14 protein-coding genes are annotated in these 18,154 nt (G+C 43.3%); 10 read left to right on the plus strand and 4 right to left on the minus strand.

Annotated elements, in window-relative coordinates; genetic code table 11:
* The first annotated feature begins 155 nt into the window (after window positions 1-155).
* The 3 genes from AABW11_RS12750 (at window position 156) to AABW11_RS12760 (ending at window position 3,304) form a co-directional block, all read left to right on the plus strand.
* Window positions 156-1,679 (plus strand): acyl-CoA dehydrogenase family protein, encoded by a 1,524-nt coding sequence (locus AABW11_RS12750; RefSeq protein ID WP_340105494.1) that lies wholly within the window; start codon window positions 156-158, stop codon window positions 1,677-1,679.
* Between the two features lie 64 nt (window positions 1,680-1,743).
* A complete protein-coding gene (locus AABW11_RS12755; RefSeq protein ID WP_340105495.1) occupies window positions 1,744-2,412 on the plus strand; it encodes an SIR2 family NAD-dependent protein deacylase in 669 nt (222 codons plus the stop codon).
* Window position 2,413: 1 nt separating this feature from the next.
* On the plus strand, window positions 2,414-3,304 hold the full coding sequence (locus AABW11_RS12760; RefSeq protein ID WP_340105496.1) for an SGNH/GDSL hydrolase family protein: 891 nt from the start codon (window positions 2,414-2,416) through the stop codon (window positions 3,302-3,304).
* An 88-nt stretch (window positions 3,305-3,392) separates the two neighbouring features.
* On the opposite strand, the gene AABW11_RS12765 is transcribed toward AABW11_RS12760, so the two are convergent.
* The 3 genes from AABW11_RS12765 to AABW11_RS12775 all read right to left on the minus strand — a co-directional run bounded on the left by AABW11_RS12765 (window position 3,393) and on the right by AABW11_RS12775 (window position 5,397).
* Complete coding sequence (locus tag AABW11_RS12765; RefSeq protein ID WP_340105497.1) at window positions 3,393-3,878, minus strand: BAPKO_0422 family outer member beta-barrel protein; 486 nt, start codon at window positions 3,876-3,878, stop codon at window positions 3,393-3,395.
* 98 nt (window positions 3,879-3,976) lie between these two features.
* Window positions 3,977-4,642 carry a hypothetical protein gene (locus tag AABW11_RS12770; protein ID WP_340105498.1) on the minus strand — a complete coding sequence of 222 codons (666 nt, stop codon included), beginning with the start codon at window positions 4,640-4,642 and terminating at the stop codon, window positions 3,977-3,979.
* A 59-nt stretch (window positions 4,643-4,701) separates the two neighbouring features.
* Complete coding sequence (locus tag AABW11_RS12775; RefSeq protein ID WP_340105499.1) at window positions 4,702-5,397, minus strand: SDR family NAD(P)-dependent oxidoreductase; 696 nt, start codon at window positions 5,395-5,397, stop codon at window positions 4,702-4,704.
* A 188-nt stretch (window positions 5,398-5,585) separates the two neighbouring features.
* On the opposite strand from AABW11_RS12775, the gene hisC reads away from it, so the two are divergent.
* The 6 genes from hisC (at window position 5,586) to AABW11_RS12805 (ending at window position 13,182) form a co-directional block, all read left to right on the plus strand.
* Window positions 5,586-6,680: a histidinol-phosphate transaminase gene (gene hisC / locus AABW11_RS12780; protein ID WP_340105500.1), complete on the plus strand. Its 1,095-nt coding sequence runs from the start codon at window positions 5,586-5,588 to the stop codon at window positions 6,678-6,680.
* A 17-nt stretch (window positions 6,681-6,697) separates the two neighbouring features.
* Window positions 6,698-8,785 carry an alpha-ketoacid dehydrogenase subunit alpha/beta gene (locus AABW11_RS12785; protein ID WP_340105501.1) on the plus strand — a complete coding sequence of 696 codons (2,088 nt, stop codon included), beginning with the start codon at window positions 6,698-6,700 and terminating at the stop codon, window positions 8,783-8,785.
* A 140-nt stretch (window positions 8,786-8,925) separates the two neighbouring features.
* On the plus strand, window positions 8,926-10,764 hold the full coding sequence (locus tag AABW11_RS12790; RefSeq protein ID WP_340105502.1) for a sensor histidine kinase: 1,839 nt from the start codon (window positions 8,926-8,928) through the stop codon (window positions 10,762-10,764).
* 213 nt (window positions 10,765-10,977) lie between these two features.
* Window positions 10,978-12,210 carry a 6-bladed beta-propeller gene (locus AABW11_RS12795; RefSeq protein WP_340105503.1) on the plus strand — a complete coding sequence of 411 codons (1,233 nt, stop codon included), beginning with the start codon at window positions 10,978-10,980 and terminating at the stop codon, window positions 12,208-12,210.
* A gap of 376 nt (window positions 12,211-12,586) precedes the next feature.
* Entirely contained in the window at window positions 12,587-12,793 is a 207-nt protein-coding gene (locus AABW11_RS12800; RefSeq protein WP_340105504.1) for a type II toxin-antitoxin system VapB family antitoxin, read from the plus strand.
* Window positions 12,793-13,182, plus strand: coding sequence for a PIN domain-containing protein (locus AABW11_RS12805; RefSeq protein ID WP_340105505.1), 390 nt, complete (start codon window positions 12,793-12,795; stop codon window positions 13,180-13,182). The genes AABW11_RS12800 and AABW11_RS12805 overlap by 1 nt, the downstream gene beginning before the upstream one ends.
* 110 nt (window positions 13,183-13,292) lie before the next feature.
* On the opposite strand, the gene AABW11_RS12810 is transcribed toward AABW11_RS12805, so the two are convergent.
* A complete protein-coding gene (locus tag AABW11_RS12810) occupies window positions 13,293-16,550 on the minus strand; it encodes an amidohydrolase family protein (RefSeq protein WP_340105506.1) in 3,258 nt (1,085 codons plus the stop codon).
* 433 nt (window positions 16,551-16,983) lie between these two features.
* Here AABW11_RS12810 and AABW11_RS12815 point away from each other — a divergent pair, with 433 nt between their 5' ends.
* Window positions 16,984-18,153, plus strand: a complete 1,170-nt coding sequence (locus tag AABW11_RS12815) for a BF3164 family lipoprotein (protein ID WP_340105507.1) — start codon at window positions 16,984-16,986, stop codon at window positions 18,151-18,153.
* Window position 18,154: the final 1 nt, after the last annotated feature.

Below are 18,154 nucleotides of genomic sequence, written 5' to 3' on the forward strand. Positions count from 1 at the left end.
AGTAGGTCGCCGCCTCATCGTTTTTCCAAAGCCCCTCGTCGCTCCGCGACAGGGGCTTTTTTTTTGTTAAAAATGCATTTCAAGGACACGTTTTCTATATTTAAATAGTTATACAGTACTAAAAACTACTCAAAAGTATAAAAACGAGCATTATTGTGGAAATAGACGTAATTCAACCCGCTTCAGTAAAAAAAAACATCTCACTTTTTATTTCTGACTATAAAGAAAAGTTATCCGAACTTTTCACTGAAAGAAATAATGAAAATGAACTTGCAAGTACCCGAGGAATCCCACCTTATGTAATGCGTCAGGTTCTGGATTGTAAACCTCTATCTGCTTTTATTCCTTCTGAATACGGAGGAAGAGGCGCAATTACTTCTGAAGCTCTTCAAATGCTGGAAACGACTTCCTACCAGTCCTTACCATTATCCTTGATGATGGGTATAAATGGGGCCTTGTTTCTGCAACCTCTGGCAAATTATGGCCATCATGAGGCTCAGGGAACCGTTTTCAAAAAATTTATCGAAGATAATAACATGGGAGGGCTTATGATCACTGAACCCGAGTATGGATCAGATGCACTCCGTATGCAGACTGGCTTTACTCATGATGATCAAAGAGAAGAGTACAATATTGAAGGGTTGAAACATTGGGCAGGACTGACCGGCTGGGCTGATTATTGGTTAATAACTGCTAGAGGAGTTGATAAAGATGGTAACCTAAGCAGAGACATTGCCTTTTTTGTACATGATACGGCCCAAGGCGGAATAGAAGTCCAGGAATATTATAAAAATCTGGGCCTCTTAATGCTTCCCTATGGTAAAAATAAATTGGATATTACTGTACCTGAAGAGTATAGACTGCAACCAAATTCTACAGGTGTCAAAATGATGCTTGATATACTACACCGTAGCAGACTACAATTTCCGGGTATGAGTACGGGATTTCTTCATCGTATGATGGATGAAGCAATAGACCATTGTAAAGACAGAGTTGTAGGCGGTATGAGCCTTTTTAATTATGATCAGGTTAAAGAGCGTCTTGCAAATCTGCAATCATACTTTACGGCAAGCTCTGCGATGAGCTACTTTACATCTACAAATGTTCCACTTAAAAAGGACACATCAAAAATGGATCTTGCAGCAAACTCAATTAAGAGTGTTGCAACTGACTACATGCATGAAGCATCTCAATCTTTGATGCAGCTTGTAGGAGCTAAGGGGTACCGTGAAGACCACATTGCAGGTCGGTCTCTGGTCGATAGCCGTCCGTTTCAAATCTTTGAAGGATCGAATGATATTCTTTATCAGCAGATCTCTGAGTCTGTACTGAAAGGTATGAAAAAGTCTAAAGTTCAGAATTTATATCAATATTTGAAAGAATATTCTCTGACCAGCCTGGCTGCAGATCATTTCAAAGAGCAGCTCAACTTCAGAATTGATCAAAAAATTGCACAGCGAAAAATGGTTCAGCTTGGGCGAGCTATCGGACGTATTGTAACGATGAATATGACCATAAAATTGGGAGAAACCGGGTTCAACGGCGATCTTATCTCAAACAGCCTCAAAAGCTTAACAAATGAAATTGAGATGCTTGTCGCGCGATATAGCTCAGAACCACAACCGGATATTATTACAGATTATCACTCTGAAAGTAATTGGTCACAGTATCTTAAGTAAATAGTATTATAGAAATATTATTTCTCCAAAAAAAAAATCACTTGTCGTTCTATCTGGTGCAGGCATGAGTGCTGACAGTGGCCTGTCAACCTTCAGAGACTCCGGCGGCCTTTGGGAAGGCCATGATATTGAAGATGTAGCAACCGTTCGCGGATGGAAAAAAGATCCTGAACGTGTCCTTGATTTCTATAACAAACGACGAAAACAATCGGGTGAGGCTACACCAAATAAGGGTCATAAAGCACTGGCTGAATTGGAGGATTATTTTGATGTTTCCATAATTACCCAAAACGTTGATGATCTTCACGAAAGAGCAGGGTCTTCACAAGTGCTACATTTGCACGGTAAACTTAGCGAGGCAAGAAGCAGCCGTGACCCGGATCAAGTTATAGATATAGGGAGTGATCCGATAGATGTTGGAGATAAAGCAGAAGATGGAAGTCAACTGAGACCCAACGTGGTATGGTTCGGAGAGGCAGTACCAAATATTGAACCCGCATCTGCGATGGTTTCGCAGGCAGATTTGATGGCAGTTATTGGTACATCTCTGGTAGTTTATCCCGCTGCTGGTCTGATTGATTTTGCAAAACCGGAAATTCCTAAGTTTATAGTAGATCCTTCGCAACCACAGATTCAGCTTGGTGATAAATGGACCTACATTCCGAAGCCTGCTAAGACCGGCGTTCCTGAATTGAAAAAGATATTAATTTCTAAATTTAGTAAAGACGATTGACATGAAGAAAGCAACAAATGAAGAGAAAGAAGCATTAGAGAAATATTTGCTTCAATTCTTAAATATTGAAAAGCAGTTCCCACTTCTTCCAGGAATCTCAAATACAGAGGCAGTTGCTAATTTATTTGGGCTGGAAGAGTCTGAACTTATAAAGCTGAGGGATACGTTTAAACAAAATGCTAAGGAAGCTGCATTAGAACTTTTGAAAGACGATGATGTTACTGACTGGCTGGATCAACTCCCTTTTAAGCCTGATGATACGATTATTGCCATTGGTGATTCATCTACAGATGACCTGCAGAGCTGGTTTCAAATTTTAAGAGAAATATTAAATATATACGTACCAGAAGCTGATTTTACATTTATAAACGCAGGGCATACAAATGACACCAGCACGGAGGCATTACGAAGACTTCACAGAGATGTGCTGAGTTATGAACCTGATTGGGTAATTGTTTCATTGGGGATGTTCGATGTCATGCGGTTGTCGATAGCCCCAAAACGAACACTCCTGCCCTTATCTGAAACTTGGGAAAATCTGTCAACGATTGAGGATGCAATTCGTGAGGTCACTGATAACCCGGTAATCTGGATTACACCGCCACCTGTAATTCCGGGCCTGCTTGACAAAATGGAGCTTTTCGATTTTGATATTTCTGATGAAGACCTTGCACAAGTTCGTCAAATCATAGCGGGTAAAACGGGGTATATTGTAGATCCGACAGGCAAGCGGATGGGAAATCCACCGGAGGCATGGTACTACCTGAGTGATGGAATCAACCCATCCTTATCTGGACAAGTCAACACAACAAAAGCCATTTTGTACACATTGGCGACAACGAATGAGGAAAAAAAAGGGTCACAGATGGGCAGTGCCGAGTCACTTGAATAGGTGTTGGACAGTATAAAGAAATATTTATGAATTTGTTTCGGAGTTTTGGCAGGAGCAAGTTTGATTGATGTTTGGCCTGAATTCCTAATCAGAAATAGTATCGGATTCCTACGCCACCATTGCCGGCAAATTCTATGTCCGGGCTTATATCTATGATAGGGACAGCTTCAACGAATAGATCAAATGGCGCATTTTCGAATACGTAATTTAACCCCAAGGGCACTCTAATACCCGCAGTAGCATTACTTGAAAAGATAATCCGGGCGCCAACTCCGAAGTAAAATGCAAGATTTTCGTTGTCGTTGAACCAGTTATGGTGAAGATAATCGGCATGAAGATGAACGGCTTCGTTCCTGTCTGAAAGTGACCAGGCAGCTCCAATGTCGAATGCTGAACGGCTATCAAACCAAGACTTGACCGTTACACCAGTAGGCTCACCAAACATTAATCCAAGTCCAAAATTGTGGGTACCGTTATTATTGGCCTGTGCATGTGCTGTATCTGCAAAGCCGACGGTTGCCAACAATATTGCAAGCGCTATTTCTGCAAAAATTTTTTCCGACTTGCTTTTCATAAAGTCTTGATTATTGGTTTTAAAATTTAGAAAACCCTTTCTGCTACAGAAGAATAATTTTACAGACGGATTTTTGTGCAGCAATGAAGTCAATGCTTTCAGAAATTACCGCCAATCGATAATAATTTAACACCGGGATTTATTTTGTAACCCACAGATTTATTACCGGTTGAAAAGGTTTGATACAGCGCAGGTTCGCCAATGCCAATGTCCAATCTACCGGTTTCAAATTCTAGAACTGAGGAGCGGTTTAAGAAAGCGTTTGCGGTAAAATCGCTGTTGCGCTCTGACAGTAAAAAAGCATCGACCAGCCCGAGACCAAATCCCGCCCAAACACCTGCGCTGCCTCCGTACTGAAGTCCGTCAACGATAGGTTTGTTTTGAATCAACATCACTGCTGTTCCTAGTACAGCGCCTCCTGCTGCACCGTACATTGTATCAAGCAGTATTATTATGGATGAGTTATTACCATCATTAAAAAGGCCGGAAATGTAGAATTGCTGTCCTTGGGGTAGAGTGGCGATATCGTAAACAGCAATGCCTGCACCACCAAGAATACCGGCACCCAATCCGATTCGAAGGGGTGCGAAATCGTCACTATTTTGCAACCCCATCACACCAACACCTAAGAATGTACCTGTAACAGCCCCATTGAGAACATTCCCACCCAGCAGATCAACTGTTTGTGCAGATGCCGTTTTTTGGAATGGAGATAATGAAAATAGTAAAATACTGAATAGTATTGTTGTTACAGATATCTTCATAAAAGACTGATTTTTTAAATTTGTTAGGTGGTCTGTAATGTAAAAATTATTGGTTACGCTCAGGATGGATCCGCTAATGAAACCGGTAGTACTTTACCATTGTAAAATGTATGCCCATTTTCCAAAAAGTTACTAATATACCGGCCCATGTCTCCTGCTGTAACAGGTGCATCCATACCAGGGAATGCGGATTCAAGCATTTCAGTCTGAACGGCTCCCAGGCAAAGACAATTGCATTTAATTTGTTTATCCTGAAGTTCACCAGGTAAGCATTCTGAGAATATAGAGAGTGCTCCCTTTGCCACGCTATAGCCGGTTAAACCGGGAAATTTACTACTGCCCTGGAATCCTCCCATACTACTGATGTTTAAAATATGGCTTCCCGGATTAAGATATGGCAAAAGGTCCCTGGTTAGGAAAACAGGAGCAAGCAAGTTTACATTCAGTTGTTGTTGCCACTCATCATTCGTTAGTTCCCGGAATGGTTTGTTTATAAGAAGGCCTGCATTGTGAACGATTCCATCGAGAGTTAAACCCTTGTCGTTAAAATGTTGAACAAGTTCATTACGGTTCTGTTCCAAGGTGATATCTAAGGCGTTTGTATATATCTGTTCAGGATATAACCCCCGAAGCGACGATAGCTTGTCCTGGGATCTTGCGACTGCTGTAATCAGGTGATCGTTTTCAGCAAGATATTTGACAACTTCAAATCCGATGCCGCGACTGGCACCCGTAACTAAATAGTGATTGGCCATACTGACTATGTTTTGATTAAATTTAAATGTAAGAACAATATCATAATCATATCATTCAAATAATAAATTGCATTTGAAAGCGCTTTCTTTGTTTCTTCCCTGTGATTTAGTGATTTTTGAAAAGAATTAAAAATGCAGCTTCATTATAAAATGCGTTAAATGAAACTGGAAAAAGAGTGTGACTTATTTTGATTGAAATACCGAAACGAATTCGGAATTTGACACCCTATGTGGCCGGTAAAACAATTGCAGAAGTAAAAAGAAGGTATAATGTAGATACCATATCCAAACTTGCATCCAACGAAAACAGGCTCGGATGCAGCCCAAACGTGCATCAGTCTGTTGTAAAAGCACTGGAGGAGATTCAGGATTATCCAGACCCGCTTGCCTATGAGTTACGATTAGAACTGGCCAAACGAAATGGCGTAAATGAGAGCGAAATTATTGTCGCTGCAGGCTCGGAAAGTATTCTCTCAATATTATGCCGATCGCTTTTGAGCAAGTCAAATAATATAGTAACAGCTGATGCTACATTTGTTGGAATTTATGTGCAGGGAGGCGTAATGGGAGCCGAAATAAAAAAAGTCCCTGTTACATCTGGATATGAATTTGATACGGAAGCCATGCTGGAGGCGGTTGATCATAATACAAAGATGATTTATATCGCAAATCCTAACAATCCTTCAGGTACGTATATAGGGAAGGATGAGTACGCATCGTTTATAGACCGTGTGCCCGATCACGTGTTGGTTGTTGCTGATGAAGCATACTTTGAATATGCAAGGCATGTAGAGAATTACCCGCATGCACTGAATTACAGAAGAGAAAATGTGATTGTAACCCGAACCTTTTCAAAAGGCTATGGGCTTGCCGGGTTCAGAATCGGCTATGCCATTGCACATAATGACTTGATTAGCCAGTTGTTGAAATGTAAGCTTACCTTTGAACCCACAACACTGGCCCAGGCTGCTGCTTTGGCAGCGGTAAGAGACGATGAGTTTTTAGAAAAAAGTGTTTCATTAGTTGCGAAAGAGCGGGAAAAACTTAGGTTATTTTTTGATGATAACGGTGTTGAGTATGTACCTTCAATCTCAAATTCTGTTATGATGGTGTGCAACTCCGAGAAAAAAGCAGGGCAAATTACACAGGCTATGCTTGAAAAAGGAGTTATCCTACGACAGTTAAATGCATTTGGGCTCCCTCATTGTGTACGAATCACTATCGGAACGGAGCAAGAAATGAATCACTTCAAAAAAAGTTTTGTAGCGATTCGGAATAGTTAGTCAGATTTTTAATTTCTATGGCATCAAAAACAAATAATTTACCGGCGAATAAGATTGACTGGAAAGAGGTATCGAGATTGATGCTGCTTTCCCGGGCATTAGATGATAAAGAAGAAAATGAGCTGGTTCCCGATAAAAAAGTACTGTACCAATTTTCGGCCAGAGGCCATGAACTCGCTCAAATTATATTGGGTCAGTATTTAACTCAATCCAGAGATTCGGCCAGTGCTTACTACCGCTCCCGGCCGCTGATGCTTACACTGGGCCTTGCACTCGAAGATGCGATGGCAGCTCCAATGGGAAAAAGTGGTAGTTACAGCGATGGGCGGGATATTGGCGTGGTATGTAATCTTCCCGGTAACGGAGGCCCAACTGTGCTTCCTATGGCGGGAGATGTAGGCTCGCAGTACACGCCGGCAATAGGCTGGGCTCAAGGGATTGAGTATCACAGGAAAACACTGGGTAATGAAGAGTATGCAGGCGCCATTTCTGTAATATTAGGCGGCGACGGATCGGTAGCCACAAATGGATTTTGGTCGGCTATTACCATGGCAACGACACTGCATTTGCCGGTTCTATTTTTTATTGAAGATAACGGGTTTGGAATATCTGTGGGAAGTGAACTTCAGACGCCAGGAGCTAACATTGCGAATAATCTTCGATCGTTTAAGAACCTTCGCATTTTTGATGGTGATGGCACTACTCCCAATGATGCCGCAGAACTCATAGAAACGTCCGTATCGTATGTGCGCGATCGCAAAGGCCCTGCTTTAATAAGGTTGACGGTTCCGCGATTAAACGGGCACTCTTACCAGGATAATCAGTCATATAAAGATGATGAACTTATCAAAAAAGAGCAGAAGAACGATCCGCTCAAAAAGCTGAAATCGTTTGTTGTACCCAAAATTTTGTCGAAAGAGGAGTGGGAGAAACTTGAGCAAGAAACTAAATCAGAAGTAGATAGAAACGCCGAAAAGGCCTGGGACCGTGAAGAACCGTCTACTGACAAAGTGACCCGATTCGTAAAGTCAGACGGTGTAAACGGAGAGTCAGAAACTCTTCAGAAAGTTGGCGGGCTTCGGGTTGATGGATACCAACGGCCTGATGAGTCAGAAAAGACGGCGCCTGAGAAACAGAGAATAAATATTGTTGAGGCGGTTCGACGCACTTTGGATGTTGAGCTTCATCAAAATGACAGGGTGATTGTCTTTGGTGAAGATGTGGGAGAGAAAGGGGGCGTGCATGCAGCTACAATGGGTCTTCAAAACACGCATGGAGATGAGCGAGTATTTGATACAAGCCTTTCTGAAGAGGGGATTATTGGCCGCGCCGTTGGCCTGGCATATTCCGGTTTGATGCCTGTTGCTGAAATTCAGTTCCGGAAATACGCCGATCCTGCAACCGAACAGCTCAAGAATTGCGGAACTATACGCTGGCGGACAGCAAACAAATTCGCGGCTCCAATGGTCGTTCGGATGCCTGGTGGTTTTGCAAAATGCGGCGACCCGTGGCACAGCGAATCGAACGAAGTATTCTTTTCCCGTATGATAGGCTGGAGTGTGGCTTATCCCTCTAATGCTGAGGACGCTGTTGGATTACTGCGTTCAGCTATGAGGGGAAACGACCCGGTCATTTTCTTTGAGCACAGGAATCTACTGGATTCAAAAGCAGCACGAAAACCGTACCCGGGAGATCAGTATATTGTTTCGTTTGGGAAAGCATCACACCTGAAAAAAGGGGACGACTTGACCGTAATAACCTGGGGGGCCATGTGTGAGCGATGCATAGAGGCAGCGGATAACGGAGGATTTTCGGCTGATATTATAGATTTGCGGACTTTGTCTCCCTGGGATAAAGAAGCGGTTTTTGAATCGGTGAAAAAGACGAATCGTTGCCTGATTGTGCATGAAGATACACAAACGGCGGGTTTTGGAGCTGAAATATCATCTCAAATCACGGAAGAGTTATTTAAATATCTTGATGCACCGGTTCACAGGCATACAATGCCCGATATACCGATGCCCTACAATGTTGGCCTGATGAATTCAGTACTTCCTGATTCAGATTCAATAGAAAAATTGATGAATGATCTAATTAAGTTTTAAACTAATTATTCAAAAATAGTATTAATTTCTGCGTATTTTAGGATCATAACTAAGAAATTTATTTATTGAATTTTAGATATTCCGGTCGATAACTACGTTGACTTAATGCTCTGATTGGTTTTAACTATTCCCTGTTTTACATGCGTCTTGGAACAAAGCTTTTATCAAGTTTTCTGGCGGTAGCACTGTTAGTGCTTATTACGGGATCCCTATCATACTATCTCAGCAATGAGATTAAAAACGACCTCATCGATGAAAGCCAAAAAAGTGCAACGGAGCTCCAGATTCTGACGGAGATGACGGTTACCCTACAGAACACTATGTTATACACGCGTAACTTTCTCACGGAAAGTGAAAAATTGCGTCAAGGAGATCAATCGCTTAGTACCTCATCGCAGGTTCGCCAGGCTCGTGAGATGATACTTGAAAGCACGAATCGGTTTCAGGAGGCGCGTGACAATTATTCCGGCACATCTGATCGTGATGTGCTTGAAAACCAGGAACTGCTGGATCTTCATCAGCGAATGGACGTGCTGATGGACTCCCTGATGGTTGCCTACGGACCATACCGAGGTTTGATTGATGAACTTCTCGGGCAGGATATGGAGGAAGACTATGGCGAGGAAATATTCAACGTTACCATCGAGCCTTACTTCAGAAATACGCTGCTTCCGCTTTTGCAGAATCTTCGAAACAATTCTAATCTCTTTCTTGATTTGCAGCAGGCCAAGCTTGAAGCCAAGGCTGATCAGACTGTTCGGCGCATTATACTAATAACAATCCTCGGATTTGCCGCTTCGCTTCTGTTTGCGTTTATTATTTATCGATCGATAACCCAGCCCGTGAATACGCTTACCTCGGCAGCTAAAAAAATCGGGAATGGAAACCTTGATCAACGGATAAAATTAAGGTCGAAAGATGAGCTCTCAAGACTGGCTGATACGTTTAACCAGATGGCAGAAAACCTGAGTAAGAGTATGGTTTCACGTTCCTATGTGAACAATATCATCCAGTCAATGGGGGATATGCTGTTTGTGACGAATGACGAGGGCGTGGTCCAGATGTCGAATAAAACGGTACACCGGAAGCTTGGCTATAATAACGGTGATCTTAATAATTTTTCAGTCTGGAATATTCTTGAAGAAAACGAGAGGGATCGAATTCGGCAAACGATCTTAACGAACGACCTCGCTGTTAACGAGATCGAAACCAAAATTATATCAAAAGAAGGTCACATTCTTCCCGTAATATTATCCACCTCGGTTCTGAGTGACGAGGTCAGCGATGATGTTCGGCTGGTGTTTGTTGCGAGTGATATCAGCGTGCAGAAAGAGTCGGAGCTAAAGATCAGTGAATCGCTGCATGAAAAGAATATTTTACTGGCCGAAATTCATCACCGTGTCAAAAATAATTTGGCAGTTATTTCCGGCTTGCTACAGATGCAGATGTGGAATGTGGAAGATGAAAGCGCAAAAATAGCTCTTCAGCATAGTCAGCTGCGAATACAGTCGATTGCACTGGTTCATGAGAAGTTATATCAAAATGAGACTTTTGCCGATATCAATATTTCAGATTTTGCAAGAGAGCTTGTGGATGCGGTGTCTGAGTCGTTCAAGCAGCCCGAACAAGAGGTGGAACTAAACTACAACATGGATAATATTAAGATGAATATTAACCAGGCGGTGCCGCTGTCGCTGCTGCTGAACGAATGTATTGTGAACTGTTACAAGCATGCGTTTGCGGGACGAGACGCCGGCGAAATTGATATCGACCTGGGACTAAAAGGCGATAAGGTAAATATACAGGTTGCCGATAACGGTCACGGCCTGCCCGTTGATTTTGACTTCGAAAAACAGCAGTCGCTTGGCGTTACGCTCATCCGCACGCTTGTAAGCCAGCTGCGCGGCAATGCCCGCTACGAATCCAACGGTAACGGGACTCGTTTTTCCTTTGAGTTTAAGCTTGAAGAAGTGGCTTGACGGGGTTATTTATCTGACTTTTCTTTCTTAAAAAACCTTCAAGGTTTTGCTCCGAAGGGATCGTTTTGCGAGAATCCTTGGAGGTTTGGTGTCTTATTTATCAGAATTACAGACACTCATCTGAAATTTTTTTTATCAGAACGGTTGTAGTAATCCCGAAATTTTTCTGTATTTAAAAAGATAAAACCGTCCTATCTAATTGAAAGATCCGTCATGACGTTTGATCAATTTATAAAGAGTGAATTTGAATTTATCTCATCCTTTGGTCCCGTTTTTCTCACCTTCGTTGCCCTATTATTTAGTATTTCATTTGGGGCAGAAACAAGTTTTGCACAAGAACTGTCGGTCGATTTCCATGAAAAGAAATCTATTACAGAAGATCCCGACAACTTTTTTCTGAGTGCTTTAATCAGTGTGAATGTTGACAATGATTTCAACATGTATCTGTCTGATTATTCCCAGAATGTCGTTCTTAAGGTTGACAGTACCGGCAACTATATCGACACTATTGTGAAAAACGGTAGTGGGCCCGGGGAGGTAAATAGCATTTACTCTGTGATGGTAGATAAAAGACTAAGCAACGTAATTATAGCTGACAGGCTAAATGCAAGGATTTCAAAACTGGATCTGAATGGAAATGAAATGCAAGCCATAACGATAAATCCAAGTGAAAATAATATCCCTGTGGCTATGACAAAATTTACCGATGGCAATTATCTGTTTTTATTCTCCTTAAGCCCTAAACAGAACTTGAGGTCAATTAAAGGGATAGACACATTTTTCCATATTTACAATCTCGACGCCGGGGAAAGAACTCAATCGTTTGGAGACCGAGAGAACCTTTTGGATAGTCTATCATATTCAAATGGAATTGCCGCAGCTTTTACATCGTCAAGAATAGGTTCGGTCAAATTGTTAAGCGATGACCAACTTCTTTATGCACCTTATGTATATGGAGGAACTATGCTTAAGCATCGTAAAGACGATGAGGGAGACTGGAAGTTATCTCGTAAAGTAACAGGCAATTCACTGAGCAGGCAGGTAGCGATTGATTTTAATTTCGAGGACTATCTGGATAACAGAAAAGCATACAGAGATAAAACTCCTCGAAATATTAGTACTTCAATGGGCGAGGGAAAAAATGCGGCAGGCATCATCAATTATTACTCTGGTGGTATCTATCAAACATCTGATTATATAATGCATTTTTATATTTCTGAGGATGAATTTGAAGATACGTTCAGGCATACATTACATGTAGAATTGTTTGATGATGAACTCAATTTCTTAAGTTCGCATACCCTCTATGAGGGGCAGGTTGGTGAAATATTAGCCGGCGGCGTGACAGACATGGATAGCGAAGGCAATTTTTACATGCCTGTTCGCCACTTATCACAGCCTGAAAAAAATAGAGCAATGGTATTTAAACTGGAGATAACTGAGTGAGTTTATATAGAAAAACCTCCAAGATTTTGGAAGCCTTGGAGGTTTGGGTCGATCACTTAATTCTTAAGTTGAATTGATGTCCCTGTGACCCCTCAGATCATCTTCAGAATATTTCTGATGATGATCATCTCCCCTCCCCGGAAGTTGGGTCGCAAGCGCGAGGGGAAAGCTTGTTAATGCCTTTTTGCATGTTCTCTGCAATGAGAGTCGTTATTCAATAATATTGTGCTATTTAAGTGCTAAAAACAGCTTGTCCTGAATTGAAATGATCAAAATTATATAGAGAGAATGCTCTGAATATATTGAGTGTGGTTTGACATTTTCAGGCACATAAAGTATTGTTCATATATAATCATGCATTTATACATAAATATTTATGAGAACCACATTAGATATCCCAAAAGAGCTAATAGACGAAGCCATGAAGGCAACGGGCGCGAAAACGAAGAGTCAGTTGATTAGAAACGCGCTTCAGGCTGAAATCGACCGCGTAAAGCGAAAGCGACTGATTTCAAAAAAAGGAACGGTGGATCTGGATATTGATCTGGATATTGATCTGGATAGTATCAGAGACCGAAGCTGATGTCGAGATACAATGTGCTTATTGACAGCTCAGTATGGATTGAGTATTTCAAGTCCGGAGGGATCGAAAAGCTGGACCGCCTCATAGAGGAAGACCTCGCATGCATCAACGAACTTATATTCACAGAACTGGCATCTGCATTGACGTCGAGAAATGAGACAGCTATTCTTGAAGGACTGTTGGCACTATCGATGATTCCTCTAAATATTGACTGGGGAATTGTCCGCGATTACCAATTGATGAATTTGCAAAATGGGATTAACGAGGTTGGTATCCCTGACTTGATCATATTACAACAGGTCATAGATGAAAAAATAACATTGTTCAGTTTTGATAAGCACTTTCAATTGATGCAGAGCCGCCTCAATTTCGATCTGATTTTGAAATAAAAAAACCTCCAAGGTTTTGCCCCTACGGGATCACTTTGCGGGAAACCCTGGAGGTTTGATGCTATCTCTTAGTTCTTAAGCTGAATTGAAGTTCGTGACACCTCTCTGTTTTAATGCCCGTGAACATGTCCGTTTCCAAAGCCATCGGCTTCGATGATGGAGTGCCAGTCGAACTGTTCGCTGTAGCCTTCGCGCTCCCACCAGAAGGGCAGACGCTCGTTTTGGTAGTTGCCAATCTCATTCATGGTTGAGGCGTCATACAGCCGGCCGTTGACCATCGTATAAACCACATTTTCGGTGTCGTAGATATCTTCCAGCGGGTTGCCGTCAATCACAATGAGGTCGGCCAGCTTTCCGGGTTCTAACGATCCCAGGTGTTCGCCAACTCCGATGTAGTTGGCTCCATTTATGGTCGCCACTTTCAGCGCATCATGATTGCTCATGCCAGCCTGAGTGAACATCCAGGTCTCCCAGTGGGCAGCGAGTCCCTGAAGCTGTCCGTGCGCGCCGATATTCACGGTCACGCCGCGATCATGAAGTTCTTTGGCTGCTGCTGCACTTGCAAAGTGTCCCGCTTCGTACTCCTCTTCCGGCACCATGGTTCGGTGTCTGGAACGTGAATCTACCACGCCACGCGGCGTGTAAGTGAGCAGGCGCTCTTTTTCCCATACATTGGTGTGCTGGTACCAATAGTACTCACCGCTCATGCTGCCGTAGTTCACGACAAGCGTGGGCGTGTATCCTACATCCGATGCACCCCAAATTCTCAGGACATCTTCATAGAGCGGATAAATCGGCACGTTGTGTTCAATACCGGTATGGCCGTCAAGGATCATACTCATGTTGTGCGTGAAGGTTGATCCGCCTTCAGGCATCACATTTACGCCCAGTTCGCGGGCAGCTTGCAGGATTTGCTGTCGCTGATCACGCCGCGGCTGGTTGTAGCTTTTTACAGAGGTGGCGCCGAATGCCTGCGTTCGCCGGACTGCAGAACGAGCGTCATCAAGATTATTCACAACGGTTTTCTGCACGTTTTCAGCACCATAAAGAATACGTCCAGTAGAGAAAATTCTCGGGCCAATCATCGTGCCGGATTTTACCATCTCTGACTGAGAAAAGATCATTTCCGTGTTGGATGACGGGTCGTGTGATGTTGTAACGCCATAGCCAAGATTGGCAAAATAGTGCCACTGCTGCTGCGGGCTGAGTCCTTCGCGGAAGTTGCCGATATGGGCGTGGGCATCTACCAGACCCGGCATGATAGTTTTACCGTCTACGTCTTGAACAAAAGCACCATCCGGAATAGTGATCTCATCAACAGATCCGATCGCTTCAATCCGGTTGTCCTCAATCAGGATCGTGCCGTTTTCTATCACTTCATCACCGTTCATCGTAATGATGTGCGCATTCGTGAACGCAATAAAACCTGATGGTTTATCCGTTTCAAGCTCCAGGCCGATTGAAATGCCGTCGTTTGGTCCAAGCGGAAGTTCCTCGCCGGAATCACCGCTTAAAAAGTCGAATGCTTCTTCCAGCTCAATAGAGTAGTAGGTTTCACCCAGCGTCCAGTTCAGGCGTTCGCCATCTGCTGACCACTGAAGGTTGTAGCCGGCGTCCCGGGCCACGTGTGTGACAGGAAAAGATTTTGTGTTTGCATGTAGGTTCAGCTCCGATCCTGTTTTTGGCATCGGCGCGATGTATACCTTATAAAGCTCGGTGAATGCAATCCACTCATCATCAGGACTTGGCGTGAAATTGATGGCGTACTCTGATGTGAAATGGTGTTTTTCATCTTCGCCATTTAGATTCACACTTCGGAAATTGGTGTAAGCCTGGTAATAAATTCTATCGCCGGTTGAGTTAAATCGTGGCGTGCTGCCGCCATCGCTAATCATTGTCAACTCACCGCCGCTAACCGGCATTGTGTAAATGCCCGCGTTTTGAGTAAAAGCATATCCCTGGTGATTGTTGCCTGATTCCCGCCTGAAGACAAGCGTTTCCCCATCAGGAGAGAATGAAGGCTCCCTATAAATTCCTTTTACATCCGTAATGGTTTGCGGCTGTGCATTTCGTCTGTCCATCCGCAATGTTTTGATCTTTCCAAGTTCTCCATCATCCCAGCTGACGTAGGCAATCATATTTCCATCAGGCGAAAATGCCGGTTCAAATTCAAAGTTTTCTTCATCAGTCAGCCGCTCAGGCGTGCCGTCCGGAAGATCTTTTTTATATAGGTAGCCGGCGGCATTGAACACGAGTGTTTCTCCATCGGGTGACGTGACGGCGTGGCGAATGGCCTGAGCGGTAAATGTGTCGGGTGCGGGATCAAATTCATGCTGAACGGCTTCTGCGATATCGTGATTCATCTGCGCCGTAAATGGAATCTCTTCAATTTCAAGACTTTCAACGTTCAGCTTGTGGATGCCTCCCTGTGCCCAGAAGATGAGGTTCTCTCCGTCGGGCGTCCAGTTAAAGTTGGTATAGGGTCCGAAAATGGCCCATGCCTGCTGTTGGTCCATGCTTAGGCCGTCAAACACCGGCTTTTCAATGCCTGTCTCCAGGTCACGAACGAACATCACTGACTTGGTCCGTACCCGTTTGATGAACGCCATTTTCGATCCCTCAGGTGAAATAGTAGGCGAGATCGCGCCGCCGGGTCCACCGGTTACTCGTTCAATATCACCCTCTTCGCGGTCATACCGGTTGATTACATAAATTTGGCTGTTCGGATCTTTATTATACTGGAAATATCCGCCGGGATACACATCCTGGCTGTAGTAAACGTATCGTCCATCAGGCGAGACAAACGGCTGACCGGCATCCTGCTGATCATTCGGTCGTTCGGTGAGCTGTATCCCGGATCCGCCTGTTATATGATACATCCACATTTCGCCGGCACCCAGTGAGCGGGATGATGTAAAGTGTTTTCTGGCCACAAGATAGTTTCCGTCCGGCGTCCAGAATGCGTTGTTCAGCAGCCGGAAGCTTTCCTCGGTCACCTGCCGTGCATCCGAGCCATCACGGTTCATCACCCAGATGTTGTCACCGCCGCCGGCATCACTGGTGAATGAGATTTTGGAACCATCTGGGCTGAAACGTGGCTGAATTTCGTACGCCAATCCATCCCTCAGAAGCACTGCATCTCCGCCGTCAATCGGCATGATGTAAATGTCGCCAAAAAGGTCAAACACGATTTCATTGCCGTCCGGACTTACATCGAGGTTCATCCATGTTCCCTCTGACGTTTCAAAATTTACGTTTGTGGTTTCAGCCCTGTGTTGAGTTACATCCCATTCATCTTCACCTTCATCCTGGGCAAATAGATTTGTGGCGAATATCAGACAAAAGAGTAGAAGCAGAAGATGTTTCATAGTAAATATGTTTATTGAAAATCTGTTTAATTGATGTTACTAAAAGTTGAGGAGAATTTTGGGATATAATTGTAAGAAATTGTACAGAGGGTTCAGCTTAAAGCATTTTTAAAATTGTCTTTTTTAAGGTGTTGAGCACGATTACGGTTATCGCAATTCATTTGAAAGATAATTAGAAAGTACTCAAATCCAGCTCTTCATCATTGGAGTATTATTATGAACACTTTAGCTCGATTTTTGCAAATCTGTCTTTTCTGATAATTTTACTTCTCGTGCATTGCAAAATTGCCTGGGTATCGTTGATGAGATCATAGAAATGCCATTAACGTTATAAATGAACTAAATTGTGAAAAAAGAGTCTTGTCTTTTAAAAAAACAATCCGCATCATCATACCTACTATTAAAATCGTATTAAATTAAATTACTACAATCCATGATTCGATCGACTCACCTTTTCACATTATTAATAGTTCTTCTTGCAGCAATGTTTACCTCGTGCAGCTCAGGAACAATGGAGATTGACATTCCTGAAGATGTCGCCGAATTAGAAAATGTTGCTGTTTATTCCGGCGATGCAGCCCCTCTACACGATATTACCTTTAAACGGCAGGCGCGGTTTGGTGATAGTGGCGACATTTATATTGGATCAATGGCGGGCGTGGCGGTTACCGATGACGGCACGCTGTTCCTGGCTGACCGCACGGAAGCTGTCATACACATTTATAGTGCATCCGGCGAGTACCAATCATCCATTGGAGGCAAAGGTGAGGGGCCAGGCGAATTTCTTTCAATATCCAGCGTGAGATTGTACAATGGAAAGCTTTTTGCGCTTGATACTCAGCAGCAGCGCGTGTCTGTATTTGATGCAGCAGGGCAAAGCTATCTTCGGTCTCATACGCTCAGCGGGGGCACTCAGGATTTAAGTGGTTTTCCGGTGGCGGCTGAGCCATTATCAGACGGCCGTTTTTTTGTCCTGTACAACACCATGCAGCGAGAGGATGAAAAGTTTTATCGCAGGTATATGCCACGAATTATGGATGCAGAAGGAAATACCCTCGCGTCTGAATTTATTGAATTTCCACGTAGCGAAATGCTGATGCTTCAAAGTGATAATATGATTCGCATTACATCCCTTCCCTTCCTTGGAGAGTCTCATATAGGGTTCAATCAAAATAAGGAGGTTGTCACCGGGTTTTCAGATCGCCTTCTGTTACATGTGATATCGCTCGACGGAGATACGCTCCGATCGATTTATCATTCAAATTCGCCGCCTCTGCTCAATCGTGCCGAAATGCTTGCCAAAATAGAAGATGAAACTTCCAGGAAAGAGATTAGCGCAATGGATATTCCGGAGACACGGCAGGCGTACGAAACGTTTTACGTTGATGATGAAAACCGGATTTGGGTTTCGATAACCACAGAAGATATTGACGTAAATGACTGGTGGGTCCTGTCAGAATCAGGTGAAAAACTATCGGAATTCAGTCGTACTGCGACAGACAGGGTAATGTTCGTGAATGCCGATCACATATATTTTATGGAAACGGATGAGGATACCGGTTTACAGGAGATTGTGAAGTATATCTATAGCTTTGATGGATAGT

The organism is Rhodohalobacter sp. 8-1 (genome assembly GCF_038150125.1).
In the GTDB taxonomy this organism is placed as follows: Bacteria; Bacteroidota; Rhodothermia; order Balneolales; family Balneolaceae; genus SW132.

What these genes read in the sequence shown, in the direction of transcription:
- AABW11_RS12755 (WP_340105495.1), top strand. Translation starts at nt 1,744, where the DNA reads ATGAGTGCTGACAGTGGCCTGTCAACCTTCAGAGACTCCGGCGGCCTT.
- AABW11_RS12760 (WP_340105496.1), top strand. Translation starts at nt 2,414, where the DNA reads ATGAAGAAAGCAACAAATGAAGAGAAAGAAGCATTAGAGAAATATTTG.
- AABW11_RS12765 (WP_340105497.1), bottom strand. Translation starts at nt 3,878, where the DNA reads ATGAAAAGCAAGTCGGAAAAAATTTTTGCAGAAATAGCGCTTGCAATA.
- AABW11_RS12770 (WP_340105498.1), bottom strand. Translation starts at nt 4,642, where the DNA reads ATGAAGATATCTGTAACAACAATACTATTCAGTATTTTACTATTTTCA.
- AABW11_RS12775 (WP_340105499.1), bottom strand. Translation starts at nt 5,397, where the DNA reads ATGGCCAATCACTATTTAGTTACGGGTGCCAGTCGCGGCATCGGATTT.
- AABW11_RS12785 (WP_340105501.1), top strand. Translation starts at nt 6,698, where the DNA reads ATGGCATCAAAAACAAATAATTTACCGGCGAATAAGATTGACTGGAAA.
- AABW11_RS12790 (WP_340105502.1), top strand. Translation starts at nt 8,926, where the DNA reads ATGCGTCTTGGAACAAAGCTTTTATCAAGTTTTCTGGCGGTAGCACTG.
- AABW11_RS12795 (WP_340105503.1), top strand. Translation starts at nt 10,978, where the DNA reads ATGACGTTTGATCAATTTATAAAGAGTGAATTTGAATTTATCTCATCC.
- AABW11_RS12800 (WP_340105504.1), top strand. Translation starts at nt 12,587, where the DNA reads ATGAGAACCACATTAGATATCCCAAAAGAGCTAATAGACGAAGCCATG.
- AABW11_RS12805 (WP_340105505.1), top strand. Translation starts at nt 12,793, where the DNA reads ATGTCGAGATACAATGTGCTTATTGACAGCTCAGTATGGATTGAGTAT.
- AABW11_RS12810 (WP_340105506.1), bottom strand. Translation starts at nt 16,550, where the DNA reads ATGAAACATCTTCTGCTTCTACTCTTTTGTCTGATATTCGCCACAAAT.
- AABW11_RS12815 (WP_340105507.1), top strand. Translation starts at nt 16,984, where the DNA reads ATGATTCGATCGACTCACCTTTTCACATTATTAATAGTTCTTCTTGCA.